The sequence below is a fragment of the Novosphingobium umbonatum genome (assembly GCF_004005905.1).
Lineage (GTDB): Bacteria > Pseudomonadota > Alphaproteobacteria > Sphingomonadales > Sphingomonadaceae > Novosphingobium > Novosphingobium umbonatum.
The window spans coordinates 166703-187283 of record NZ_SACO01000004.1; the positions used below are offsets into that span (position 1 = coordinate 166703).

At 62.3% G+C, this 20581-nt stretch carries 14 protein-coding genes; 5 read left to right on the forward strand and 9 right to left on the reverse strand.

What is annotated here, in order from left to right; all coding sequences use genetic code 11:
• Positions 1–50 precede the first annotated feature (50 nt).
• The 6 genes from sucD to EOE18_RS07185 form a co-directional block, all read right to left on the reverse strand.
• Complete coding sequence (gene sucD / locus EOE18_RS07160; protein WP_127707704.1) at positions 51–944, reverse strand: succinate--CoA ligase subunit alpha; 894 nt, start codon at positions 942–944, stop codon at positions 51–53.
• Between the two features lie 12 nt (positions 945–956).
• Complete coding sequence (gene mmsB / locus EOE18_RS07165) at positions 957–1826, reverse strand: 3-hydroxyisobutyrate dehydrogenase (protein ID WP_127707706.1); 870 nt, start codon at positions 1824–1826, stop codon at positions 957–959.
• A gap of 40 nt (positions 1827–1866) precedes the next feature.
• Positions 1867–2649, reverse strand: a complete 783-nt coding sequence (locus EOE18_RS07170) for an enoyl-CoA hydratase-related protein (protein WP_127707708.1) — start codon at positions 2647–2649, stop codon at positions 1867–1869.
• Positions 2646–3725: an enoyl-CoA hydratase/isomerase family protein gene (locus EOE18_RS07175; protein WP_127707710.1), complete on the reverse strand. Its 1080-nt coding sequence runs from the start codon at positions 3723–3725 to the stop codon at positions 2646–2648. Before EOE18_RS07175 ends, EOE18_RS07170 begins: the two co-directional genes overlap by 4 nt.
• Positions 3722–4882, reverse strand: a complete 1161-nt coding sequence (locus EOE18_RS07180; RefSeq protein ID WP_127707712.1) for an acyl-CoA dehydrogenase family protein — start codon at positions 4880–4882, stop codon at positions 3722–3724. The genes EOE18_RS07175 and EOE18_RS07180 overlap by 4 nt, the downstream gene beginning before the upstream one ends.
• A gap of 90 nt (positions 4883–4972) precedes the next feature.
• On the reverse strand, positions 4973–6469 hold the full coding sequence (locus EOE18_RS07185; protein ID WP_127708077.1) for a CoA-acylating methylmalonate-semialdehyde dehydrogenase: 1497 nt from the start codon (positions 6467–6469) through the stop codon (positions 4973–4975).
• 260 nt (positions 6470–6729) lie between these two features.
• On the opposite strand from EOE18_RS07185, the gene EOE18_RS07190 reads away from it, so the two are divergent.
• Positions 6730–8103 carry an L-serine ammonia-lyase gene (locus EOE18_RS07190; protein WP_127707714.1) on the forward strand — a complete coding sequence of 458 codons (1374 nt, stop codon included), beginning with the start codon at positions 6730–6732 and terminating at the stop codon, positions 8101–8103.
• 42 nt (positions 8104–8145) lie between these two features.
• Here EOE18_RS07190 and EOE18_RS07195 read toward each other — a convergent pair whose 3' ends face one another.
• Positions 8146–8700 (reverse strand): flavodoxin family protein, encoded by a 555-nt coding sequence (locus EOE18_RS07195; RefSeq protein ID WP_127707716.1) that lies wholly within the window; start codon positions 8698–8700, stop codon positions 8146–8148.
• A gap of 98 nt (positions 8701–8798) precedes the next feature.
• Here EOE18_RS07195 and EOE18_RS07200 point away from each other — a divergent pair, with 98 nt between their 5' ends.
• Entirely contained in the window at positions 8799–9188 is a 390-nt protein-coding gene (locus tag EOE18_RS07200) for a winged helix-turn-helix transcriptional regulator (protein WP_127707718.1), read from the forward strand.
• Between the two features lie 2 nt (positions 9189–9190).
• Here the strand turns inward: EOE18_RS07200 and EOE18_RS07205 are convergent, their stop codons facing one another.
• Positions 9191–9937 carry a sterol desaturase family protein gene (locus tag EOE18_RS07205; protein WP_127707720.1) on the reverse strand — a complete coding sequence of 249 codons (747 nt, stop codon included), beginning with the start codon at positions 9935–9937 and terminating at the stop codon, positions 9191–9193.
• Between the two features lie 131 nt (positions 9938–10068).
• Here EOE18_RS07205 and EOE18_RS07210 point away from each other — a divergent pair, with 131 nt between their 5' ends.
• The 3 genes from EOE18_RS07210 to EOE18_RS07220 all read left to right on the forward strand — a co-directional run bounded on the left by EOE18_RS07210 (position 10069) and on the right by EOE18_RS07220 (position 19598).
• A complete protein-coding gene (locus EOE18_RS07210; RefSeq protein ID WP_246027308.1) occupies positions 10069–15855 on the forward strand; it encodes an alpha-2-macroglobulin family protein in 5787 nt (1928 codons plus the stop codon).
• 1 nt (position 15856) lies between these two features.
• Positions 15857–18031, forward strand: a complete 2175-nt coding sequence (gene pbpC, locus EOE18_RS07215; protein ID WP_246027309.1) for a penicillin-binding protein 1C — start codon at positions 15857–15859, stop codon at positions 18029–18031.
• A gap of 64 nt (positions 18032–18095) precedes the next feature.
• Complete coding sequence (locus EOE18_RS07220) at positions 18096–19598, forward strand: M48 family metalloprotease (RefSeq protein WP_164852689.1); 1503 nt, start codon at positions 18096–18098, stop codon at positions 19596–19598.
• Here EOE18_RS07220 and EOE18_RS07225 read toward each other — a convergent pair.
• Positions 19576–20520 carry a LysR substrate-binding domain-containing protein gene (locus tag EOE18_RS07225; RefSeq protein WP_127707724.1) on the reverse strand — a complete coding sequence of 315 codons (945 nt, stop codon included), beginning with the start codon at positions 20518–20520 and terminating at the stop codon, positions 19576–19578. The two genes, EOE18_RS07220 and EOE18_RS07225, sit on opposite strands and share 23 nt — an antisense overlap.
• Positions 20521–20581: the final 61 nt, after the last annotated feature.

The following is a 20581-nucleotide window of genomic DNA, read 5'->3' on the forward strand; positions in this document are numbered from 1 at the left end:
GCCGGACTGCGACAGGTGCAAAGCATGAGCACGTCTGTCGCGGTCGGCATTTATCGGTTTTTCAACACTTTGGCCAAGGTTTCACCCAGCAGGCTGGGCGAGTTGGCGACCTTGATGCCGGCCTCTTCCATCGCGGCGATCTTGTCTTCCGCGCCGCCCTGGCCGCCCGACACGATGGCGCCAGCGTGGCCCATGCGGCGGCCCGGAGGCGCCGTGCGGCCTGCGATGAAACCAGCCATCGGCTTTTTACGGCCCTTCTTGGCTTCGTCCTTCAGGAACTGGGCAGCTTCTTCTTCAGCCGAGCCGCCGATTTCACCGATCATGATGATCGACTTGGTGGCTTCGTCGGCCAGGAACAGTTCCAGCACGTCGATGAAGTTGGTGCCATTGACCGGGTCGCCGCCGATGCCGACAGCCGTGGTCTGGCCAAGGCCGATGTTGGTGGTCTGGAACACCGCTTCATAGGTCAGCGTGCCCGAGCGCGAAACTACGCCGACCGAGCCTTCCTTGAAGATCGAACCGGGCATGATGCCGATCTTGCACTGGTTGGGCGTCAGAACGCCGGGGCAGTTCGGACCGATCAGGCGCGACTTCGAACCCGACAGCGCGCGCTTCACGCGGATCATGTCGGTCACGGGGATGCCTTCGGTGATCGCTACGATCAGCTCGATTTCGGCATCGATCGCTTCAAGGATGGAGTCAGCAGCGAATGGTGGCGGAACGTAGATCACGCTGGCGGTCGCGCCCGAAACAGCCTTGGCTTCGGCCACGGTGTTCCAGATCGGCAGACCGGTTTCGTCATGCGTGGTGCCGCCCTTGCCGGGGGTCACGCCGCCAACCATCTGCGTGCCATAGGCCAGCGCCTGCTGGGTATGGAAAGTGCCGGTCTTGCCGGTCATCCCTTGGGTGATGACCTTGGTATTCTTGTCAATCAGGATCGACATGGGACTTTCCCGTTAAAGTGTCTTGATAATGGCCGAAAAATCGATCCCGCCATGACCATCTGCATCAAAAGCGCTGTAAAGTTCCTCGGCGCGATGCCCCATGGGGACAGGCGCTCCCGCGGCCTCGGCGGCGGCCATGGCCAGTTTCAGATCTTTCAGCATCAGGGCAGTGGCAAAACCGCCCTGATAGCCATTGTCGGCAGGTGTGGCGGGGCCGACACCCGGTACCGGGCAATAGGAGGTCATCGACCAACACTGGCCCGAAGCCTTGGAGGAAATGTCGTAGAAGGTCTGCAAGTCCAGCCCGAGCCGTTCGGCCAGTTTGAAGGTTTCACAAGTGGCCACCATCGAGGCCCCCAGCAGCATGTTGTTGCAGATCTTGGCGGCCTGCCCCGCGCCGTTGTCACCGGCATGGATTACCGCTTTGCCCATGGCGGACAGAATGGGTTCGGCGCGGTTGAAAATCTCATCGCTGCCGCCCACCATAAAGGTTAGCGTGCCGCCATTGGCGGCGGCAATCCCACCGGAGACTGGCGCATCCGCCATGGCATAGCCGTTGTCCTGTGCCAATTGGGCCACTTCGCGGGCGGTGCCCACGTCGATGGTCGAGCAATCCAGTAAGAGCGCAGCGGTCGGCGCATGGTCGATCACATCTGCCTGATAGACCGCTTTGACGATGCCGCCATTGGGCAACATCGACACTACGGCATCCACATCCTGCACCGCCTCGCGCACGGTGGCAAAAGTGGCGCATCCATTGTCGCGGGCGCGTTCCAGCGCGGCAGGTGCCAGATCGAAAGCGCGAACATCATGGCCAGCCTTTACAAGGTTTGCGGCCATACCCCCGCCCATATTGCCAAGGCCGATAAATGCGATTTTCATGATAGCCTCTCCCTTATGTCTTTGAATTTTGGCGCAGTGATTATCGTCCGGTCCAAACCGGTTTGCGCTTTTCCACAAAGGCGGCCATGCCCTCGGCCTTGTCCTGGGTTGCGGTCAGAATCTGGAACAGGCGCCTTTCGGTCAAAAGACTTTGTTCCAAGGTGGTTTCAAAGGCGATGTTGACCATTTCCTTGTTCACCATCGCGGCCATGCGCGGCATAGCCGCAATCACCGCAGCGGTTTTCAACGTATCCTCCAGCAGATCGGCCAAAGGCACCACACGGGCCACAAGCCCAGCGCTTTCGGCTTCCTGCGCGCCCATCATCCGGCCGGTCAGGCACATTTCCATCGCTTTGGCTTTGCCAACGGCGCGGGTCAGGCGTTGTGATCCGCCCATGCCGGGGGCCACGCCCAGCTTGATCTCGGGCTGACCGAAGCGGGCGGTGTCGCTGGCGATGATGAAATCGGCCATCATCGCCAATTCGCACCCCCCGCCCAGCGCAAAGCCGTTGACAGCCGCGATCCATGGCTTGCGGGTAGGTTTGACGATGCTGCTTTGCCATTCGGCGAAAAAGTCGCCGAGGAAGAAATCCGCCGCCGGCTTCTCGGCCATTTCCTTGATATCGGCGCCTGCGGCAAAGGCCTTTTCACCGCTGCCGGTCAGCACGGCGCAGCCTTGGCTATTGTCCGCCTCAAATGCGGCAAAGGCATCGATCAACTCCGCGCAGACTTGCGAATTGAGGGCATTCAACGCTTGGGGGCGGTTGAGCGTGATCAGCGTGACCGCACCGCGCGTTTCGACCAGAATAGTTTCATAGCTCATACGGGTTTCCATTCTTCCTGCGCGGGCAGCGCCGCGAAAATGGCATCAAGAGTGGTTTCGGAAACGGCTTCCGGCGTGGCGGGGGACCATTGCGGGGCATTGTCCTTGTCCACGATCACCGCGCGCACCCCTTCGGCAAAATCGGGCAGCATCAACACGCGCGCGCCGATGCGATATTCCATCGCCATATTGGCGGCGAAATCAGGCATGGCCGCACCCAGCACCAATTGGCGTAGCGCCACCTTGCAAGTCGTCGGGCTTTTGCTGCGGATGGTCGCCAAAGTTTCGCGGGCAAAATCGCTCTCATCGGCCTCCAGCGCGGCGATGATGGTTTCCAGATGGTCGCTGGCGAACAAGCGCTCGATGGCCTCCGCATGGTCGGCCAATTGGGCGGGAGGAGGGGCGCAGGACAAAGCATCCAGCACCAATTCCGGCGCCTCACCCGCCGCGATGGCAGCCTTTGCCTTGGGCAGCACTTCGACCGGCAAATAATGCGTGGCGAGGCCCGCCCACAGGCATTCCGCCCCGTCCAGACGCGCGCCGGTCAGCGCCAGATATTGCCCCAAGCGCCCCTTCAACCGCGAGAGATACCAACCGCCGCCCACATCAGGGAACAGGCCAATGCCGCTTTCCGGCATGGCGAAACGGGTGTTCGGGGTCGCCACGCGCAAGGCGGCGGGCTGCGAAATGCCAACACCGCCACCCATGGTGATCCCGTCCATAAAGGCCACAACCGTCTTGCCAGCGGTGCGTTCGGGATAGGTGAACAGCAGATGGTTGAGTTGATATTCCTCGTAAAAGAACCGGCGCCCCGCCACGCCGCCATCGTTCAGAGCCGATTGCCGCAACAGGTTGATATCGCCGCCCGAGCAAAAGCCGCGCGACAATTTGGGGGCGCCCGCCGGATCAACGGCATGGTCGATCATCACCACCGTCATCTCGGCAAGATCGCGCCATTCCAGCAAGGTTGCGATCATCGCCTGCACCATGTCAGAGGTCAGCGCATGGATGGCGCGCGGGCGGTTGAGCGAGATGCAACCGGCAACGCCTTCCATACGGGTCAGCACATCACTCATTTCAACAACTCCCGCGCAATGATCAGGCGCATCACCTCATTGGTGCCTTCCAGAATGCGATGGACCCGCAGGTCGCGCCAGAAACGTTCGATGGGATAGTCGCGCAAATAGCCATAACCGCCAAACATTTGCAGCGCGCGGTCCACCACACTGCTGCCCGTATCGGTGGCAAAGCGTTTGGCCATGGCGGCAAAGCTGGTCTTGTCGCCCGCGCCCTCGGTGATCTTGCTGGCGGCGGTATAGAGCAGCAGGCGTGCCGCTTCCAATTCGGTCGCCATATCGGCCAGCTGGAACTGGGTGTACTGGAAATCGGCAATGGCTTTGCCAAATTGCTTGCGGTCCTTGGTATAGGCAATCGCCTCCTCCAGACAGCGTTGCGCGCCGCCCAGCGATGCCGCGCCAATATTGACCCGCCCGCCATCAATGCCCGCCATGGCGATTTTGAAACCGTCCCCTTCGGCGCCCAACAGATTGGCAACCGGTACGCGCACATCCTCCATGATCACCTGCGCGGTGGGTGAGGCGTTCCAGCCCAGCTTCTTTTCCGGCGCGCCGAAGGAAAGCCCCTCCATGCCCTTTTCCACCAAGAGGCAGGAAATGCCGCGCGCGCCCGCGCCTTCCTTCGTGGCAGGATCACCGGTGCGGACCATGATCAGATAGACATCATTGACCCCGCCGCCCGAAATGAACTGCTTGGTGCCGTTCAGCACATAATGGTCGCCATCGCGCCTTGCGGTGGTGCGCAGGCTGGCCGCATCCGATCCGCTGCCCGGTTCGGTCAGGCAATAGGAGGCCAGACTTTCCATCGTCACCAAGGTGGGCAGATGGCGTTCTTTCACCGCATCGCTGGCATAGCGGTCGATCATCCAGGCGGCCATATTATGGATGGAAATAAAGGCCGACATCGTGGGACAGCCATAGGCCATAGCCTCGATCACCAGCGCCGCTTCCAGACGTCCCAGCCCGATCCCGCCGCTTTCCTCGCTGACATAGATCGCGCCGAAACCCATTTCCCCCGCCGCCAGCATCAGATCACGCGGGAAATGGTGTTCCTCGTCCCAGCGCGCGGCATGGGGCGTGATCGCATCGGCGGTAAAGCGCTGCGCCGCGTCCTGTATCGCGATCTGTTGTTCGTTCAGGCAAAACGCATGGGTCATGGGGAAAACAGCTTTCGAGGGATTACGCCGGCAAGTATTTCTCAGGGTATGTGCTGGTCCGGCAGCAATGAGCCGGACCAGCAGATCACATCACCCCATGGTCGGAATGATAAAGGCATTGCCGCCTTCGGGCGTGCTATCGGGCCAACGGGCCGTGATGGTCTTGATCTTGGTCCAGAACTTCACGCCTTCCATGCCATGCTGGTTGGTGTCGCCAAAGGCGGAACGCTTCCAGCCACCGAAAGTGTGATAGGCCACCGGCACGGGGATCGGCACATTGATGCCCACCATGCCCACATTCACCCGCGCGGCAAATTCGCGTGCGGCATGGCCGTTGCGGGTAAAGATCGCCACGCCATTGCCATATTGATGCTTGCTGGGCAGCGAGAGCGCGGTTTCGAAATCGGGCGCGCGGACGATTTGCAGCACGGGGCCAAAGATTTCGTTGTGATAGCTGTCCATATCGGGCGTGACATGGTCGATCAGCGTGGGTCCGACATAGAAGCCGCCTTCCAGCCCCTGAGGCGTGAAGTTACGCCCATCGACCAGAATTTTCCCGCCTTCTTCTTCGCATTTCGTGATCCAGCTTTCCACGCGGGCCTTGTGCTCGCTGGTGACCACCGGGCCGTAATGCGAGGAGGGATCGAGGCTGGTGCCGACATTGAGCGCATGGATTTCAGGCAACAACTTGTCGATCAGCTTTTCCGCCGTGCCTTCGCCCACCGGCACCACCACCGGCAGCGCCATGCAGCGTTCACCCGCCGAACCAAAGGCCGCGCCGACCAGATCGACCACCGCCTTGTCGATGTCGGCATCGGGCATGATGATGCCATGGTTCTTGGCGCCGCCCATCGCCTGCACGCGCTTGCCATTGGCCGCGCCGCGTTGATAGACGTAATTGGCAATATCGGACGAACCGACAAAGCTGATCGCGCCAATCGCGGGATGGTCAAGGATGGCATCGACCATTTCCTTGTCACCATGCACGCATTGCAACACGCCTTCGGGGGCGCCCGCTTCCAGCATCAATTGGGTCAGGCGCACCGGGACGCTGGGATCGCGTTCGGAAGGTTTCAGGATGAAGGCATTGCCGCAAGCGATCGCCACGCCGAACATCCACATCGGGATCATGCCGGGGAAATTGAAAGGCGTGATGCCGGCGCCGATGCCGATCGGTTGGCGCATGGAATAGACGTCAATGCCCGGGCCTGCACCATTGGTAAACTCGCCCTTCAGCACATGGGGAATGCCGCAGGCAAATTCGACCACTTCCAGCCCGCGCTGGATATCGCCCTTGGCATCGGCCACCACCTTGCCATGTTCGCAGGCCAGCAATTCCGCCAGTTCCTGCATATTGGCTTCGACCAGACGTTTGAATTCAAACATCACCCGCGCGCGGCGCTGCGGATTGGTGGCGGCCCATGCCGGTTGTACCGCCAGCGCGGCCTGCACGGCGCGGTCGAGCAGCGCGGCATCGCCCAGCGCCACTTCGGCCTGAATTTGGCCGGTGGAAGGGTTGAATACCGGCGACTTTCGCGCCGGAGCATTGCCGGAACCGCCGACAACCAGATGGTCGATGAAACGCACTGCCACATCCTCTCAATTGATTTGTGTCACGTTTTATCGAGGCTGTGGGGTGCCGCAACAGACACAAGTAACAGTTGGGCGGGGGGGCTGGCGTCGGAAACGGCTCTGTCGGACCGTGATGGTGACCCGATTTTGGCATTTTTGCATTGGTGGTGGGCGTGAATATATCGGGCGGTGATAATTATGTTGCCTTTCGCCGCCGCGCGCGAGAGAATTTCACGACGCATGACCCGATGGGCATGGCGGTTGGAGTTTGCAGCATGACGGCAGGTCTGTTCGATATTTTCAAGCTGGGGGTTGGCCCTTCCAGCAGCCATACGATGGGGCCGATGACCGCCGCCTGCCGCTTTGTTGAAGGGTTGGATCATGCCGCTCATCTGGACTCGGTGGCGCGGGTAGAGGTTGCGCTTTATGCCTCGCTGGCGCTGACCGGCAAAGGCCATGCTACCGACCGCGCGGTGATCGCGGGCCTGTCGGGGATGAGGCCCGAATCCTGCCAGCCTGATGTGATGGCGCAGGTGGTGGATCGTGCCATGACGGGCGGGGGGATCGCCTTGGCTGGCCGCCACGCCATTGCTTTCGACATGGGCCAAGACCTGCTGTGGCGCGGGGCAGAGCGGCTAGCCTATCACCCCAACGCTTTGCATTTGCGCGCTTTTGATGCTGCCGGTGCAATCTTGGCGCAGGGCACCTATTATTCCATCGGCGGCGGCTTTGTGCTGGATGAGGCAGAAGCTTTGGCCGCGCAGGGAGCGCAAGAGGAGAGCGCGGTTCCCTATCCCTTCATCAGCGCCGCCCAATTGGTGACCATGGCCGAGGAAACCGGTCTTGGCATTGCGGGCGTCATGCTGGCCAATGAGGATGGTCTGCGCCCGCGCGCGGAAACCATGGCGGGCCTTGTCCGGCTGACTGAAACGATGGACCAATGTATCGAGCGCGGCATGCGCCAGACCGGCACTCTGCCCGGCGGATTGGACGTGCGAAGGCGGGCGGCGCCATTGCGCGCAAGGATCGAGGCCAAGCGCGCCCAAACCGCTGACCCGCTGGCGGTGCTGGATGAGGTCAATCTTTGGGCCATTGCCGTCAATGAAGAGAATGCCGCTGGCGGGGTGGTGGTCACCGCGCCCACCAATGGGGCGGCGGGAGTTATCCCTGCCGTCTTGCGCTTTGCCGGAAGGGTAGCCGATGGCCAGAGCGATTATGCCGCCACTTTCCTGCTGACCGCCGCCGCGATTGGCGCCTTGTTCAAACGCAATGCCAGCATTTCGGCCGCCGAAGTGGGTTGTCAGGGGGAGGTGGGCGTCGCCTGCGCCATGGCGGCGGCGGGCCTATGCGCGGTGATGGGCGGTACCAGCGCCCAGATCGAAAATGCCGCCGAAATCGGCATGGAGCATAATCTGGGGCTGACCTGCGATCCGATTGGCGGGCTGGTGCAAATCCCCTGTATCGAGCGCAATGCGATGGGGGCGGTAAAAGCGATTGATGCCGCGCGTCTGGCCCTGTCGGGCGATGGACGGCATCATGTCAGTCTGGATCAGGTGATCGAGACGATGCGCCGCACCGGTGCCGATATGCTCCACCATTACAAGGAAACCTCGCTGGGCGGATTGGCGGTCTGCGTGCCGGCCTGCTGAAGTCGCGCCGCGCCTGAGAGGGTAGCGCGGCGCTGAACCTATTCAACCGCGCAGGCGGGCAGTGATGCTGGCGATACGCGCGCCATACAGCTTGGCCGAGGCCAGATCGCCACTCAACACTTCATCGGCCCCCGCATCGGCAGGCGCGCGGGTCAACAGGCCCACCGATCCACCCAGATGGTTGATGTCCGCACCGGTGGCCGCCTTGGTGTTGGACGGCGCAAGATTGAGCGAGACCCAGATGCCGCCATGTTGCGAGGCCAGTGTTTGCAAGGTGATCATCGCCACCTGCTTGTCGCCGCTGGGGCTGGCCGAATTGGTGAAACCGCCGAAGACCTTGTCGGCCCAGCCACGGGTAAACCATTGCTTGGAACTGGCATCGGCGAATTTTTTGAACTGCCAGCTGACATTGCCCATATAGGTGGGGGTGCCGAAAATGATGGCGTCGGCAGCATCGAGCGCCGCCCAGCCCGCTTCGGTGATCTCGCCATCGGCATTAATCGCGATCAGTTGCGCGGCGGCGCCTTCGGCCACTTGTTCGGCCACTGCCTTGGTATGGCCATAGCCCGAATGATAGACGACATAGATCTGGCTCATCGCTTTTCCCTTCCTGACCAGTTTCCACTTGAAACCAGCTGTGGATTGGAAACATAATGCAGGGATGGAACTGGCAAAAGAAGGCACTTTCGGGAAACATGGTTACCTCGCAGACACCGTCCCGCTTTGACGTTTTCAACCAGCATTGCCCCACGCGACTGGTGCTGGACCGGCTTGGCGACAAATGGGCCTTGTTGATCCTTCACCGGCTGCAGGACGGGCCGGTGCGGTTCAACAGCCTGCGCCGTGACATTGACGGCCTTTCGCAAAAAGTGCTCAGTCAGGTGCTCAAACGGCTTGAACGCGATGGCATTCTGGCGCGCCAAGCTTTCCCTACGGTGCCTGTTACAGTGGAATATTCGCTGACGCCGCTGGGGCGCACCCTGAAACAGGCTGTCTCCGCCTTAACCCATTGGGCCGAAGAGAATATGCCGCAGATCATGGCCGCCCAGCAGGAATATGATGGCCGTTTGCAGGAAAGCGCGTAGGGTTAGGCTGTGGGGTCGCAGGCAGAATGCTGCGCCTTGCGGTTCCAGATCAGCGGCCAGATTGCCGCCTCCCACAGATTGCGGGGGCGCGATGCAAGGCCGGTCGGAGGAAAGCTGTCCGGTCGGCGATAGGTGCCGCAAAGCACGTCGAAAATCGGGAATATTCCGGCGAAATTGGTGTCATAATGTTCGGGCAAAATGGAATGGTGGCGCCGGTGATAGGCCGGACTGTTGAGCAGCCATGACCACCAGCCAAAGCTGATCGGCGCGTCCAGATGTGCAAACAGGTTCCACAAGGCGATGATCCCATAGCCAAAGGCGATGGCTGGCGTGGGTTTCACGATCATCAACACAACCGACCACACAGTCACTTGTTTGACGATCTGGTCGCCCCAGAAATGGCGCTGCGTGGTCAAGACTGCCATCGCCGGATCGGAATGATGCAGTGAATGCATGGCCCATAGCGCGGGAATGCGGTGCTGGGCATAGTGATAGGCAAATTCGGCGGCATCTTTGAGCAGCACAAAGAGCAAAAGGCCCAGCCAGAAGGGCCATTGGCGGCCGTCGATCAAGGCAGGCCCCGTCCAGCCTTGCACCAGCGGCAGCAGAGCCAAGCCGACCGCAAGTTGCAACAGCCACACTTGCACATTCATCCGCCAGTCGTGGCGCGGTCCGCCTCTGCCACGCTCGATCAGCAGCAAGGCGGCGATCACCAGAAATTCGGGCAGGAGAGCGTAGAGCATCGTCATGCAGGCAATCTAGGCGGGTTTGGTTAACAACCGATGCCTGTAATTCCTCCTATACGCGGCACCTCAGCGTAAACCGCTGACCGTGATGGACAAGCCCGCGTAGACAAAGCGAATTGGGGCCAACATAGTCCATGCTCGAATCAGGGGATGGGGCAATGGGTTTGGCGCGGCGGCAATGGCGGTGGGTGCTGGTTATGTTGCTCTCCTTGCCTCTGGTGGCCAGAGGCGATGGATTGCCCCATGTCACGCAGGCCACACCGGGCGGTTCGGGCGAGAATAGCGGGTTGATCGAAAGATTTACCCTGCGCTTTTCCGAGGCGATGGTGCCTTTGGGCGATCCGCGCGCGCAGGCGCCTGCCACAAGCGATTGCACCACCAAGTCCAGCGGTCATTGGGTGGATCAACAGACCTATGTGCTGGATTTCGATCACGCCTTGCCCGGCGGGCTTTCCTGCAAGGTGCAATTGCGCAAGGGCCTGACCACTTTGCGCAAACAGGCGCTGTCGGGGCAAAGCGTGTGGGCGATTGACACAGGTGGCCCTGGGGTGCGCGCGGTGATGGCGCCGGGCGAGGATGGCGATACGATTGACGAGGATCAGGTCTTTCTGGTCGCCACCAATGTGCCCGCCGATCCGGCATCCATTGCGGCCAAGGCAGGTTGCGCCCTGTCGGGGCTGGGCGAGATGGCGGCGGTGGATGTCCTGCCTGCCGAAACCGTGGGGCAGATCCTTGATAGAATGGACAAGGATGACTGGCGGCAAAGTGATTTCCTGCAAAAGGCCGAGATTGGCGACAAATTACCTAGCGAACCGCGCCTGAGGGCAGCCGCCTTGGCCAAGCTGACGGCGCTGCGTTGCCGTCGGCCTTTGGTGCCGCAGCATGACATGTCGCTGGTATGGCCTGCGGGTATTTCTGACGCTCATGGCAAGCTGGCAGGGTTGGATCAAAGGTTCGACTTCAAGGTGCGTGCAGCCTTCGAGGCGCGCTGGGAATGCAGCCGCGCCAATGGCAATGCCGCCTGCAGCCCGATTACGGCGGCCACACTTTCCTTCACCTCTCCGGTCGACCGGCGGATGGCACTGGCCGCGCGCCTGACCTTGGCCGATGGTTCGGTGCGCCTGCCGCATGTGCGCGATACCGACAAAAGCGCGCTGGAGGTGGATACCATCCGGTTTGACGGGCCGTTCCCTGCGCTATCCCGTGCCACGCTGACCTTGCCTGCCGACCTCCACGACCTGTCGGGCCGCCGTTTGAGCAATGCGGCGCGTTTCCCCCTGCCGGTCAAATTCGCCGCAGAGCCGCCTTTGGTGAAATTCGCCGCGCCTTTCGGTATTATCGAGGCGTCCGATCCCGTGCTGCCGGTGACGGTGCGCGCGGTGGAGCCTGCCTTGGGCGGCAAGATCACCAGCATCGCGGGGCAAAGCACGCGGCTTGCCAATGATGACGCGAAAATCGCCGCCTGGCTGAGGAAACTGGAGGAGGCGGAAAATTCCGATTACACCAAGGTCAATGAAGGCAAGCCCAACGAACGCCTGATCAACCACACCCGAGACCGCGCCCTGTTGGGGCCTGCCTCGCCGACTGGGCCGATCAAGCCGATAAGCCTGCCCTTGCCGGGCAAAGGGCGTGATTTCGAGGTTGTCGGCATCCCGCTGGCGGGCAGGGGTTTTCACATTGTCGAATATGCCAGCCCCGTTTTGGGTGCGGCCCTGCTCGGGCGACCCGCGCCGCGCTATGTGGCCACCGGCGCATTGGTCACCGATATGGCGGTGCATTTCAAATGGGGGCGCGAATCCTCGCTGGTCTGGGTTACCTCGCTGTCTTCGGGCAGGCCGGTGGCAGGCGCCTTGGTGCGCGTGTCCGACAGTTGCACCGGCCGCCAGATGGCGCAGGGCAGCACCGATGCCCATGGCCTGTTTTCCATCGGCCCCGTTTTGCCCAATCCCGGCATAGGGGGTGGTTGCAAGGATAGCAGCGACCATCCGGTGATGGTGTCCGCCCGTGCTAATGGCGATATGAGCTTCACCCTCAGCACGTGGAACGAGGGCATTTCGCCCTATGATTTCGACCTGTCCTTTGGCCGCGATGATAGCGGGGAAATCATCCATACCTTGTTCGACCGAACGCTGGTGCGCGTGGGTGAAACGCTGCATTTCAAGCATATTCTGCGGCGCAAGGTCGGCAATGGCTTTGCCTTTGCCGAGGGGGTGAAGGGCAATCTGGTGCTGCGCCATATGGGGTCGGAAACCAGCTTTACCCTGCCGCTGTCCATCGGGGTTGCCGGTTTTGGCGAGGGCGCATGGAAAGTGCCGCAGGGCGCGCCTCTGGGCGATTATGCGCTGGAATTCGAGGTCGAGGGGCGCAGCTTTGCCACCGAGCAGACCTTCCGCGTCGATGAATATAAATTGCCCACGATGCGCGCCTCGATCACGCCGGTCTCCTCGGCCAGAGAGGCTTTGGTGCAGCCTTCCAGCGTGCCGCTCTCGCTGTTTGTCGCCTATCTGTCGGGGGGCGGAGCGGGGCGTTTGCCGGTCACCTTACGTACCGATTTCAACGATTGGTCGCCCACGCCCAAGGGTTGGGATAGCTATAATTTCGGCGGCGATCCCATTGTGGAAGGCACCCGCCCGATGGGCGGTTCGGGCGAGGGGCAGGCAAAGCCATTGCCCTTTGCGCAGGTGCTGCCGGTCACGCTGGGCCCTGATGGCACGGCAAGAGCCGATGTGGGCGTGGGGGAAAAGATCACCCGCCCGATCTCCATGAGTGTCGAGATGGATTACCCCGATGCCAATGGCGATACGATGACGGCGGGGCGCAGGCTGAGCCTCTATCCGGCGGCGGTGCAATTGGGGATCAAGACCGATGACTGGTTGATGCATGCCGATGATTTGCGCCTGCAAAGCGTGCTGCTCGATCTGGATGGGCGGCCGGTGGCGGGGGGTAAGATCACGATCGAACTCTATTCGCGCGAGATATTGACCGCGCGCAGGCGGTTGATCGGCGTGTTCTACGCCTATGACAATCAGGAAAAAGTGACGCGTCTGGACGGGCAATGTGCCATCAGCACCGATGCACAGGGCAGGGCCTCCTGCCGGATCGTGCCGGATGTGTCGGGCGAGGTGACCGTGGTGGCGCGGGCCAAGGATGCCGCCGGACGCGAGACGATGGCGGTGACCACCGTCTGGTTGGCGGGCAAGGATGAATGGTGGTTCGGCGGCGACAATGGTGATCGGATGGATGTCATCCCCGAAAAACCCGCCTATGCCTCCGGTGAAACTGCAAGGTTTCAGGTTCGTATGCCTTTCCGCTCTGCCACTGCGCTGGTGACGGTGGAGCGCGAAGGCGTGCTGTCTTCCTTTGTCACCGAATTGTCGGGAACCGATCCGGTGGTCGAGGTTCCCATGCCTGCGGCCTATGCGCCCAATGTCTATGTCTCGGTGATGGCGGTGCGCGGGCGGGTGACGGGATGGCGGGCATGGCTGGCCGAATTGGTGGAGCAATGGGGCAAGGTGTTGAATATCCAGCCTGTTACCTCCACCGTCGATCTGGCCAAACCAGCCTATCGGCTCGGGCTTGCCAAGGTGCAGGTGGGATGGGAAGGGCATAGGTTGGACGTGAAGGTGCAGCCCGAGCGGGAACGCTATGGCGTGCGGGACAAGGCCGAAGTGGCGGTGTCGGTGCATCGCCCCGATGGCGCGCCTGCGGGCGGAGCTGATGTGGCCTTTGTCGCGGTGGACGAGGCTTTGCTGCAATTGATGCCCAACCCAAGCTGGCAGGCTTTGGACGCGATGATGGGGATGCGCAGTCTGGAAGTTGCCACCTCGACCGCGCAGATGCAGGTGGTGGGCAAGCGCCATTATGGCAAGAAAGCGGTGGCCGCTGGTGGCGGCGGGGGCGATGCATCAGGCGTCAACCGCGAGAATTTCCAGCCTGTGCTGCTTTGGAAGGGCCATGTGCCGCTCGACGCGCAAGGTATGGGCCATGTCAGCGTGCCTTTGTCCGACAGCCTGTCGCGTTTCCGTCTGGTGGCGGTGGCGAGTGATGGCGCGCAATGGTTCGGCACGGGCGAGGCCACGGTCCGCACCGCGCAGGATCTGTCGATCTATTCCGGATTGCCCGAGATGGTGCGGACGGGCGACCATTATGACGCGGTGTTCACGGTCAAGAATGGCACCGATCACCCGATGAAAGTGACCGCTACGGCCAGCCTTGACCAGCGGGGGAGCCGTCTGGCGCCGATCACCGTGCAATTGGCGGCGGGGGCCGCGCAAAGCCTGCGCTGGCCGGTGGATGTTCCGGCGCAGGCAGGGGCGGTGGTCTGGAAAGTGCAGGCGCAATCGGACAGTGGGGCCAGCGACAGGCTGGAAATACGCCAGACAATCACGCCTGCCGTGCCCGTCGAAGTCTGGGCGGCCAGTTTGCAGCAAGCAGGCAGCCCGCCCATGGCGATCACCCCACCAACAGGCGCGTTGGAGGGCGGCTATGTCACCGTGTCGCTGACCGATAGTCTGGCCGCGCCTCTGGACGGGGTCCGGCGCTATATGCGCGAATATCCATGGAATTGCTTTGAACAAAGGCTGTCGCGTCTGGTGGCGACGGGGGATGGCGGGGCTTGGGCACCACTGGCGGCATCGCTACCCACCTATCTCGATGGTGACGGCCTGTTGCGATACTGGCCCGATAGCAATGCCAAGGGTTCGACCGAACTGACCGCCTATGTGCTGTCGATGACCAGCGCGGCGGGATTGGCTGTGCCCGAACCCGCGCGGGGGCGGATGGTGGAGGCCTTGCGCCGCGTGGTGGAAGGGCGGCTGACCGCCGAAAGGGCAATCCGCACTGATGAGCGTCTGGTCCGCATTGCGGCGCTGTCGGCGCTGGCGCGGGCGGGGGCGGCTGATCCTGCGCTGGTGGCACGGATCGATATGGTGCCCGCCGCCATGCCGACCTCGACCTTGGCGCAGTGGATTGTGGCCTTGGACCGCTTGCCCCGTGCCCCGCGCGCGGGGGCCTTGCGGGCGGCGGCAGAGGGGGAATTGCGTCGCCGTCTGGTCTGGGCGGGCACGCGGCTTGATCTGGCCGATGCGGCCCGCGCGCCTTGGTGGATGATGGTCAGCGGCGATGAAATGGCGGCCCTCGCGCTGGATGCGGTGATGGGTAAAGCCGATTGGGCGCAGGAAGTTCCGCGCATGATGACCGGCTTTGCTGCGCGCCAGATGCGGGGCCATTGGGACAGCACGCCTGCCAATGCCTGGGGCGCGGTGGTCAGGCGCCGCTTTGCCATGGCCTATCCCGCCTCTGCTGTGGCGGGCACCACGCGGGTGGCTCTGGCGGGTAAGACGGTGACGATGGCTTGGCCCGCCGCCAGCAATGCCGAACCTTTGCGCCTGCCTTTGGCCAAGGGCGCTTTGACGCTGGGCCATACAGGCGGCGCGGCGCCATGGGCGGTGGTCTCGGTCCATGCCGCGGTGCCGGTGACCCAGCCCCTGTCGGTGGGCTATCGCCTCAGCCGTCAGGTGACCGTGGTGTCGGCCCGCGATCCGGCGCATTTGTCGCAAGGCGATGTGCTGCGCATCCGTCTGACTATCGAGGCGCAGGCTGACCGCAATTGGGTGGTGCTGGCCGATCCCTTGCCGCCAGGGGCCAGTGTGATGTCCGGCCTTGGCGGACAATCGCAAATCCTGCGCAAGGAGGAAGGCACACAGACCAGTGGTGCATGGCCCAGCTATACCGAAAATGGGCGCGATAGTTGGCGGGCCTATTTCGCATGGCTGCCGCGTGGGAAAACCAGCGTTGACTATACGGTGCGCCTGAATGCGGCGGGGCGCTTCACCCTGCCTGCGGCGCGCGTAGAGGCGATGTATGCCCCCGATATTCAGGCGCAATTGCCGATCGCGCCCATGGTTATCGCGGGACGGTAGGATGCATTGGCGCCAGTGGGCTGATCAACTTGCCAAGGCTTGGCTGGCCTATTGGCGCGGGCTGTCGTGGCGGCAAAGGCTGGGCCTGATGATGGGCGGTTTGGCGCTGGTGGCATTGCTGGCGCTCGATTGGGTGACGCGCCCTCCGATGGTGCATGACATGGCGTGGCAAAGGCGTCATTGGCAATCGAGCGAGGCCTGGCTCTATGACCGCAACGGGCAAGTGCTGGAGGAGGTCAGGCTTGATTTCGGCCAGCGGCGTCTGGGCTGGGTCAGGCTGGAGGCCATGCCGCCTTCCTTGCCCGCGATGCTGGTGCAGGCCGAGGACCGGCGCTTTTTCCGGCATGGCGGGGTGGACTGGCTGGCGATGGGCGGCGCGGTGCGGGACCGACTGCAGCGCCATCGGCGTTTGCGCGGCGCCTCCACCATTTCCATGCAGACCGCCGCTTATCTGTGGCCCCAGATCGGCCAACCGGGACGGCGCAGCTGGATCGACAAATTGGCCCAGATGCGCGCCGCCTATGCCTTGGAACGGGCGTGGAGCAAGCAGGAGATCCTTGAGGCCTATCTCAACCTTGCCCCCTTTCGCGGCGAGACGCAGGGTATTGCGGCCAGCGCGCAAGTGCTACTCGGCAAGGAGCCGTCTCGACTGGACCGGCGCGAGGTGGCGATACTGGTCGCGCTCTTGCCGAACCCCTTGGCCAAGCCGGAGAGATTGTCCAAGCGCGCCTGCCGCCTGTTGCCCGATGATTGTCCCGCGCTTCATGCTTTGGCGCAGGGTATCAGCGCGAGCGAGACCTTGCCTTCGTCCGCGCAAGGGCTGGCGCCGCATCTGGCCGCGCATCTGTTGGCCGAGCCGGGCCAGAAAGTGACCACGACATTGGACCTGCGGGTGCAACGTATGGCGGTCGAGGCGCTGCGGCATCAATTGGAAGGGCTGGGGCCAAGGCGGGTGCGCGACGGGGCCGTGGTGGTGGTGGACAATGCCAGCGGCGATGTGCTGGCCTATGTCGGCGGGGTGGGGCTGGGGTCGACCGCAGCGATGGTGGATGGCGCATCGGCGGCGCGGCAGGCCGGATCGACCTTGAAGCCGCATCTCTATGCCCAGTTGGTCGAGAAGAAATGGCTGACAGCAGCCTCTATTCTCGATGACTCGCCGGTACAGCTGGATACGGCCTCAGGCCTTTATGTGCCGCGCAATTATGACAACCAATTTATGGGTCCGGTCTCGGCGCGTCGGGCCTTGGCCAATTCGCTCAATGTTCCCGCCGTGCGTGCCTTATTACTCGATGGTGTCCAGCCTTTCCGTGACCGCTTGGCCGATCTGGGCTATGAAGATCTGGAGGAGGATGGCTCCTATTACGGCTTCTCCCTCGCGCTGGGTTCGGCAGAGGTCAATTTGTTGCAACAGGCCAATGCCTTTCGCACTTTGGCCAATCTGGGGCGCTGGTCGCCTTTGCGGGTGAAGGGGGATGATCCGGTGGTACCGCCGCGCGTGCTGATGGATGCGGGGGCGGCATGGATTGTGGGCGATATTCTGGCCGATGCCAGCGCCAGAGCCAATACTTTCGGGGTCGATTCCGCGCTGCGCCTGCCATTCTGGGCGGCGGCGAAAACCGGCACCAGCAAGGCTATGCGTGACAATTGGTGCATTGGCTATACCGACCTTTACACCGTGGCGGTGTGGGTGGGCAATCTGGAGGGGGACCCGATGCGCGCCGTTTCGGGTACAGCGGGCGCGGCGCCGGTGTGGCGCGACATCATGCTGGCGCTCCACGCCCAAAGGGCTGGCAAAGCGCCGCCCCGTCCCGCCAATGTGATCCCCGCCCGCGTCAGCTTTGCCTTGGGCCATGAACCGCCGCGTATGGAGTGGTTTTTGGCAGGCACGCAACAGGCCACTATGGCAGCCGCCCCTGCCTTTGCCGAAAAGCCGCATATTGTTAATCCCGCATCGGGCGCGGTCTATGCGCTGGATCCCGACATTCCGCCTGCGCGCCAGACGATCGGGGTGACGTGGCGCGGCGATGTGGGGCAGGGGCAGCTCAAGCTGGACGGGCGGGCCATTGCGGTGGTCGGCGGGCAGGCCCAATTGCCGCTTGTTCCGGGCAGCCATTTGTTGTCGCTGACCGATCACGGGGGGCGCTTGCTGGATCAGGTGCGCTTTACGGTAAAATAGCGCGACTGGCTGTTGCAGGATGGGGTCGGGCTGGGATAATCGACAACCGATAAAGTGGGGAGCGATGATGAAGAAACGGGTGCTGGCGGGCGTATGTTTGATGATGGCGGCTTCGGCGGCAAAGTCGGCGCCGCCGATCAATCTGCCCGGCCCTCAGGCCATTTCGCAGGATGACCGCGCCACCGGAGCCAAGGCCCATCCCGATATGGTGTCCGAATATGGCGGCGCCTATGCCGGACCGCAGGCGGCGCTTGTCCATCGCGTGGGGCTGCGCGTGGCGGCGCAATCGGGCATCGCCAATGTCGATAAAAATTTCACCTTCACCCTGCTCAACTCGCCCGTGGAGAATGCTTTCGCCATTCCGGGGGGCTATGTCTACACCACCCGCGCCTTGCTGGCCTTGATGAACAATGAGGATGAGCTGGGCTTTGTGCTGGGCCATGAGACAGGCCATATCGCCGCCCGCCACTCGGCCAAGCGGCAACAGGTGGCCGAACGCAGTTCCATGCTGGGCGCATTGGGGCAGGCGGTGCTGGGTAGCGTGCTGGGCAATGGCACCTTGGGCCAGATCGGCAGCAAGCTGGGGCAGGCCGGGATCAACCGTCTGGTGGTAGGCCATGTCATGGCCTATTCGCGGGGGGAGGAATTCGAGGCTGACGATCTGGGCGGCGTCTATATGCAAAAGGCGGGCTATAATCCGGCCTATGCCTCCTCCATGCTGTCCTCTCTGGCCGCGCAAACCGGATTGGAAGGGCGGCTTGCGGGCAATTCGCGCAATACGCCCGGTTGGGCTCTGAGCCATCCCAACCCCGAGGCCCGCGTCACCCGCGCCCTGGATCGTGCGCGCGAATTGGGCGTGGGTGCGCCCGCTGGATCCAAAGCGAATGAGGCCTTTCTCCTCTCGCTCAAAGGTATGATCTATGACGATGATCCCGCGCAAGGCGTGATCGAGGGGCAGACCTTCTCCTATCCGCCAGACCGCATCCGTTTCACCGTGCCAACAGGCTATGGCATGTCCAATGGCAGCGATGCGGTCACGATCAGCGCCAAGGGCAGCGATGCGGCGGGACAGGCGCGGTTCACCGGCGGACGTTATACCGGTAATCTGAACAATGTCCTGCGCTCTGCCTTTGCCGCTTTAGCCAAAGATGCACAGGTCGGCGCTATCAAGGGTACGCCTTTGACGGTCGGCGGCATGGAGGCTGTAACCGCCACGGCGCGGGCCGATGCATCATCGGGGGCCAAGGACGTTACCGTGGTGGCCATAGCGGTGGCGCCGGGCAAAGCCTATGCCTTTACCGTGATCCAGCCTGCGGGGCAGGGTTTGGGCGATCTGTCTGGCTTGATCGGCAGTTTCAGCCGTTTGACGCCAGCGCAGGCCGCCGCCATCCGCCCGCGCGTGGTGGATGTTGCCCGCGTGGGGCCCAAGGACACGGTGGCCAGTATGGCCGCGCGCATGGCCTATAAAGACGCAGCGGTGGAGCGCTTTCTTGTGTTGAACGGCCTGCCTGCCGGAACGACACGTTTGGCTGCCGGCAGTTTGGTCAAGCTGATTGTGTGGAGGTGAGTTGACCGCGCTTTTCCTCCATCCGCGCCGACCATTGGGTCAGGCGTGAAACCAGCCATGCCATGGCCGGATCATTGATGCGCGCGCGGTGATACTGGATCACCTCGTGCATGTCGGGGATGGCCACAGGCAGGGGCCAATGGCGGATCGGCAAATATTGCGCGGCCTTGATGGCCAAAGATTCATGCAGGATCGCCAGACGGCCCGTGCCGACCAGCAATTGCGGAACAATGCCAAAGGTTGTGGTGGTCAGTGCATGGTTGATGGTGATGCCGTGGCGGGCCAATTGGCGGTTGGCAAAGGATGATCCGGCCGAATGGCCGATCTGGACCGAGATGAAACGCGCGCTGGCCAGATCCTCCATGGTGATGGCACGGTCCATCAAGGGGTTTTGTGACCATCCGGCCACCACGTGACGTTCCCGAAAGAAATCGACGGTGGGGTGCTTGGCGCTGATATAGTCGCGCGGGGTGATCGACAGGTCCAGATCACCCCGTTCCAGCATCGCAATCGCCTGATCATTGGGAGGCACGATTTCAAACCGTATATGGGGCGCTTCCTGCTCGATCTGGGGCAAAAGATCGCCCAGCACCGCGACCAGAATGAAATCCGATGCCATCAGTTTGAAATGGCTGGTGGAGGTGGCGGGGTCGAAATGGGCGGGCGTGTTGGCCAGGGCTTCCAGATCGCCAAGGATCGATTTGATGGCTGGTTGCACCCGTAGCGCAAAGGGGGTCGGGACCATGCTCTTGCCATGTTGCACCAACAAAGGGTCTTCAAAATGCAGGCGCAGGCGTGACAGGGCGGCGCTGATGGCTGGCTGGCTGACATGCAGCAACTGGGCCGCGCGGGTCACGCTGCGCTGATCGATCAATATGTCCAGCACTTGCAGCAGGTTGAGATCGAGACCTTTGAATCGCATGGATGCATTCGCTTTCGTTATCCATTCGATAAATACAAAATATTTCCTTTATGGAAATAGC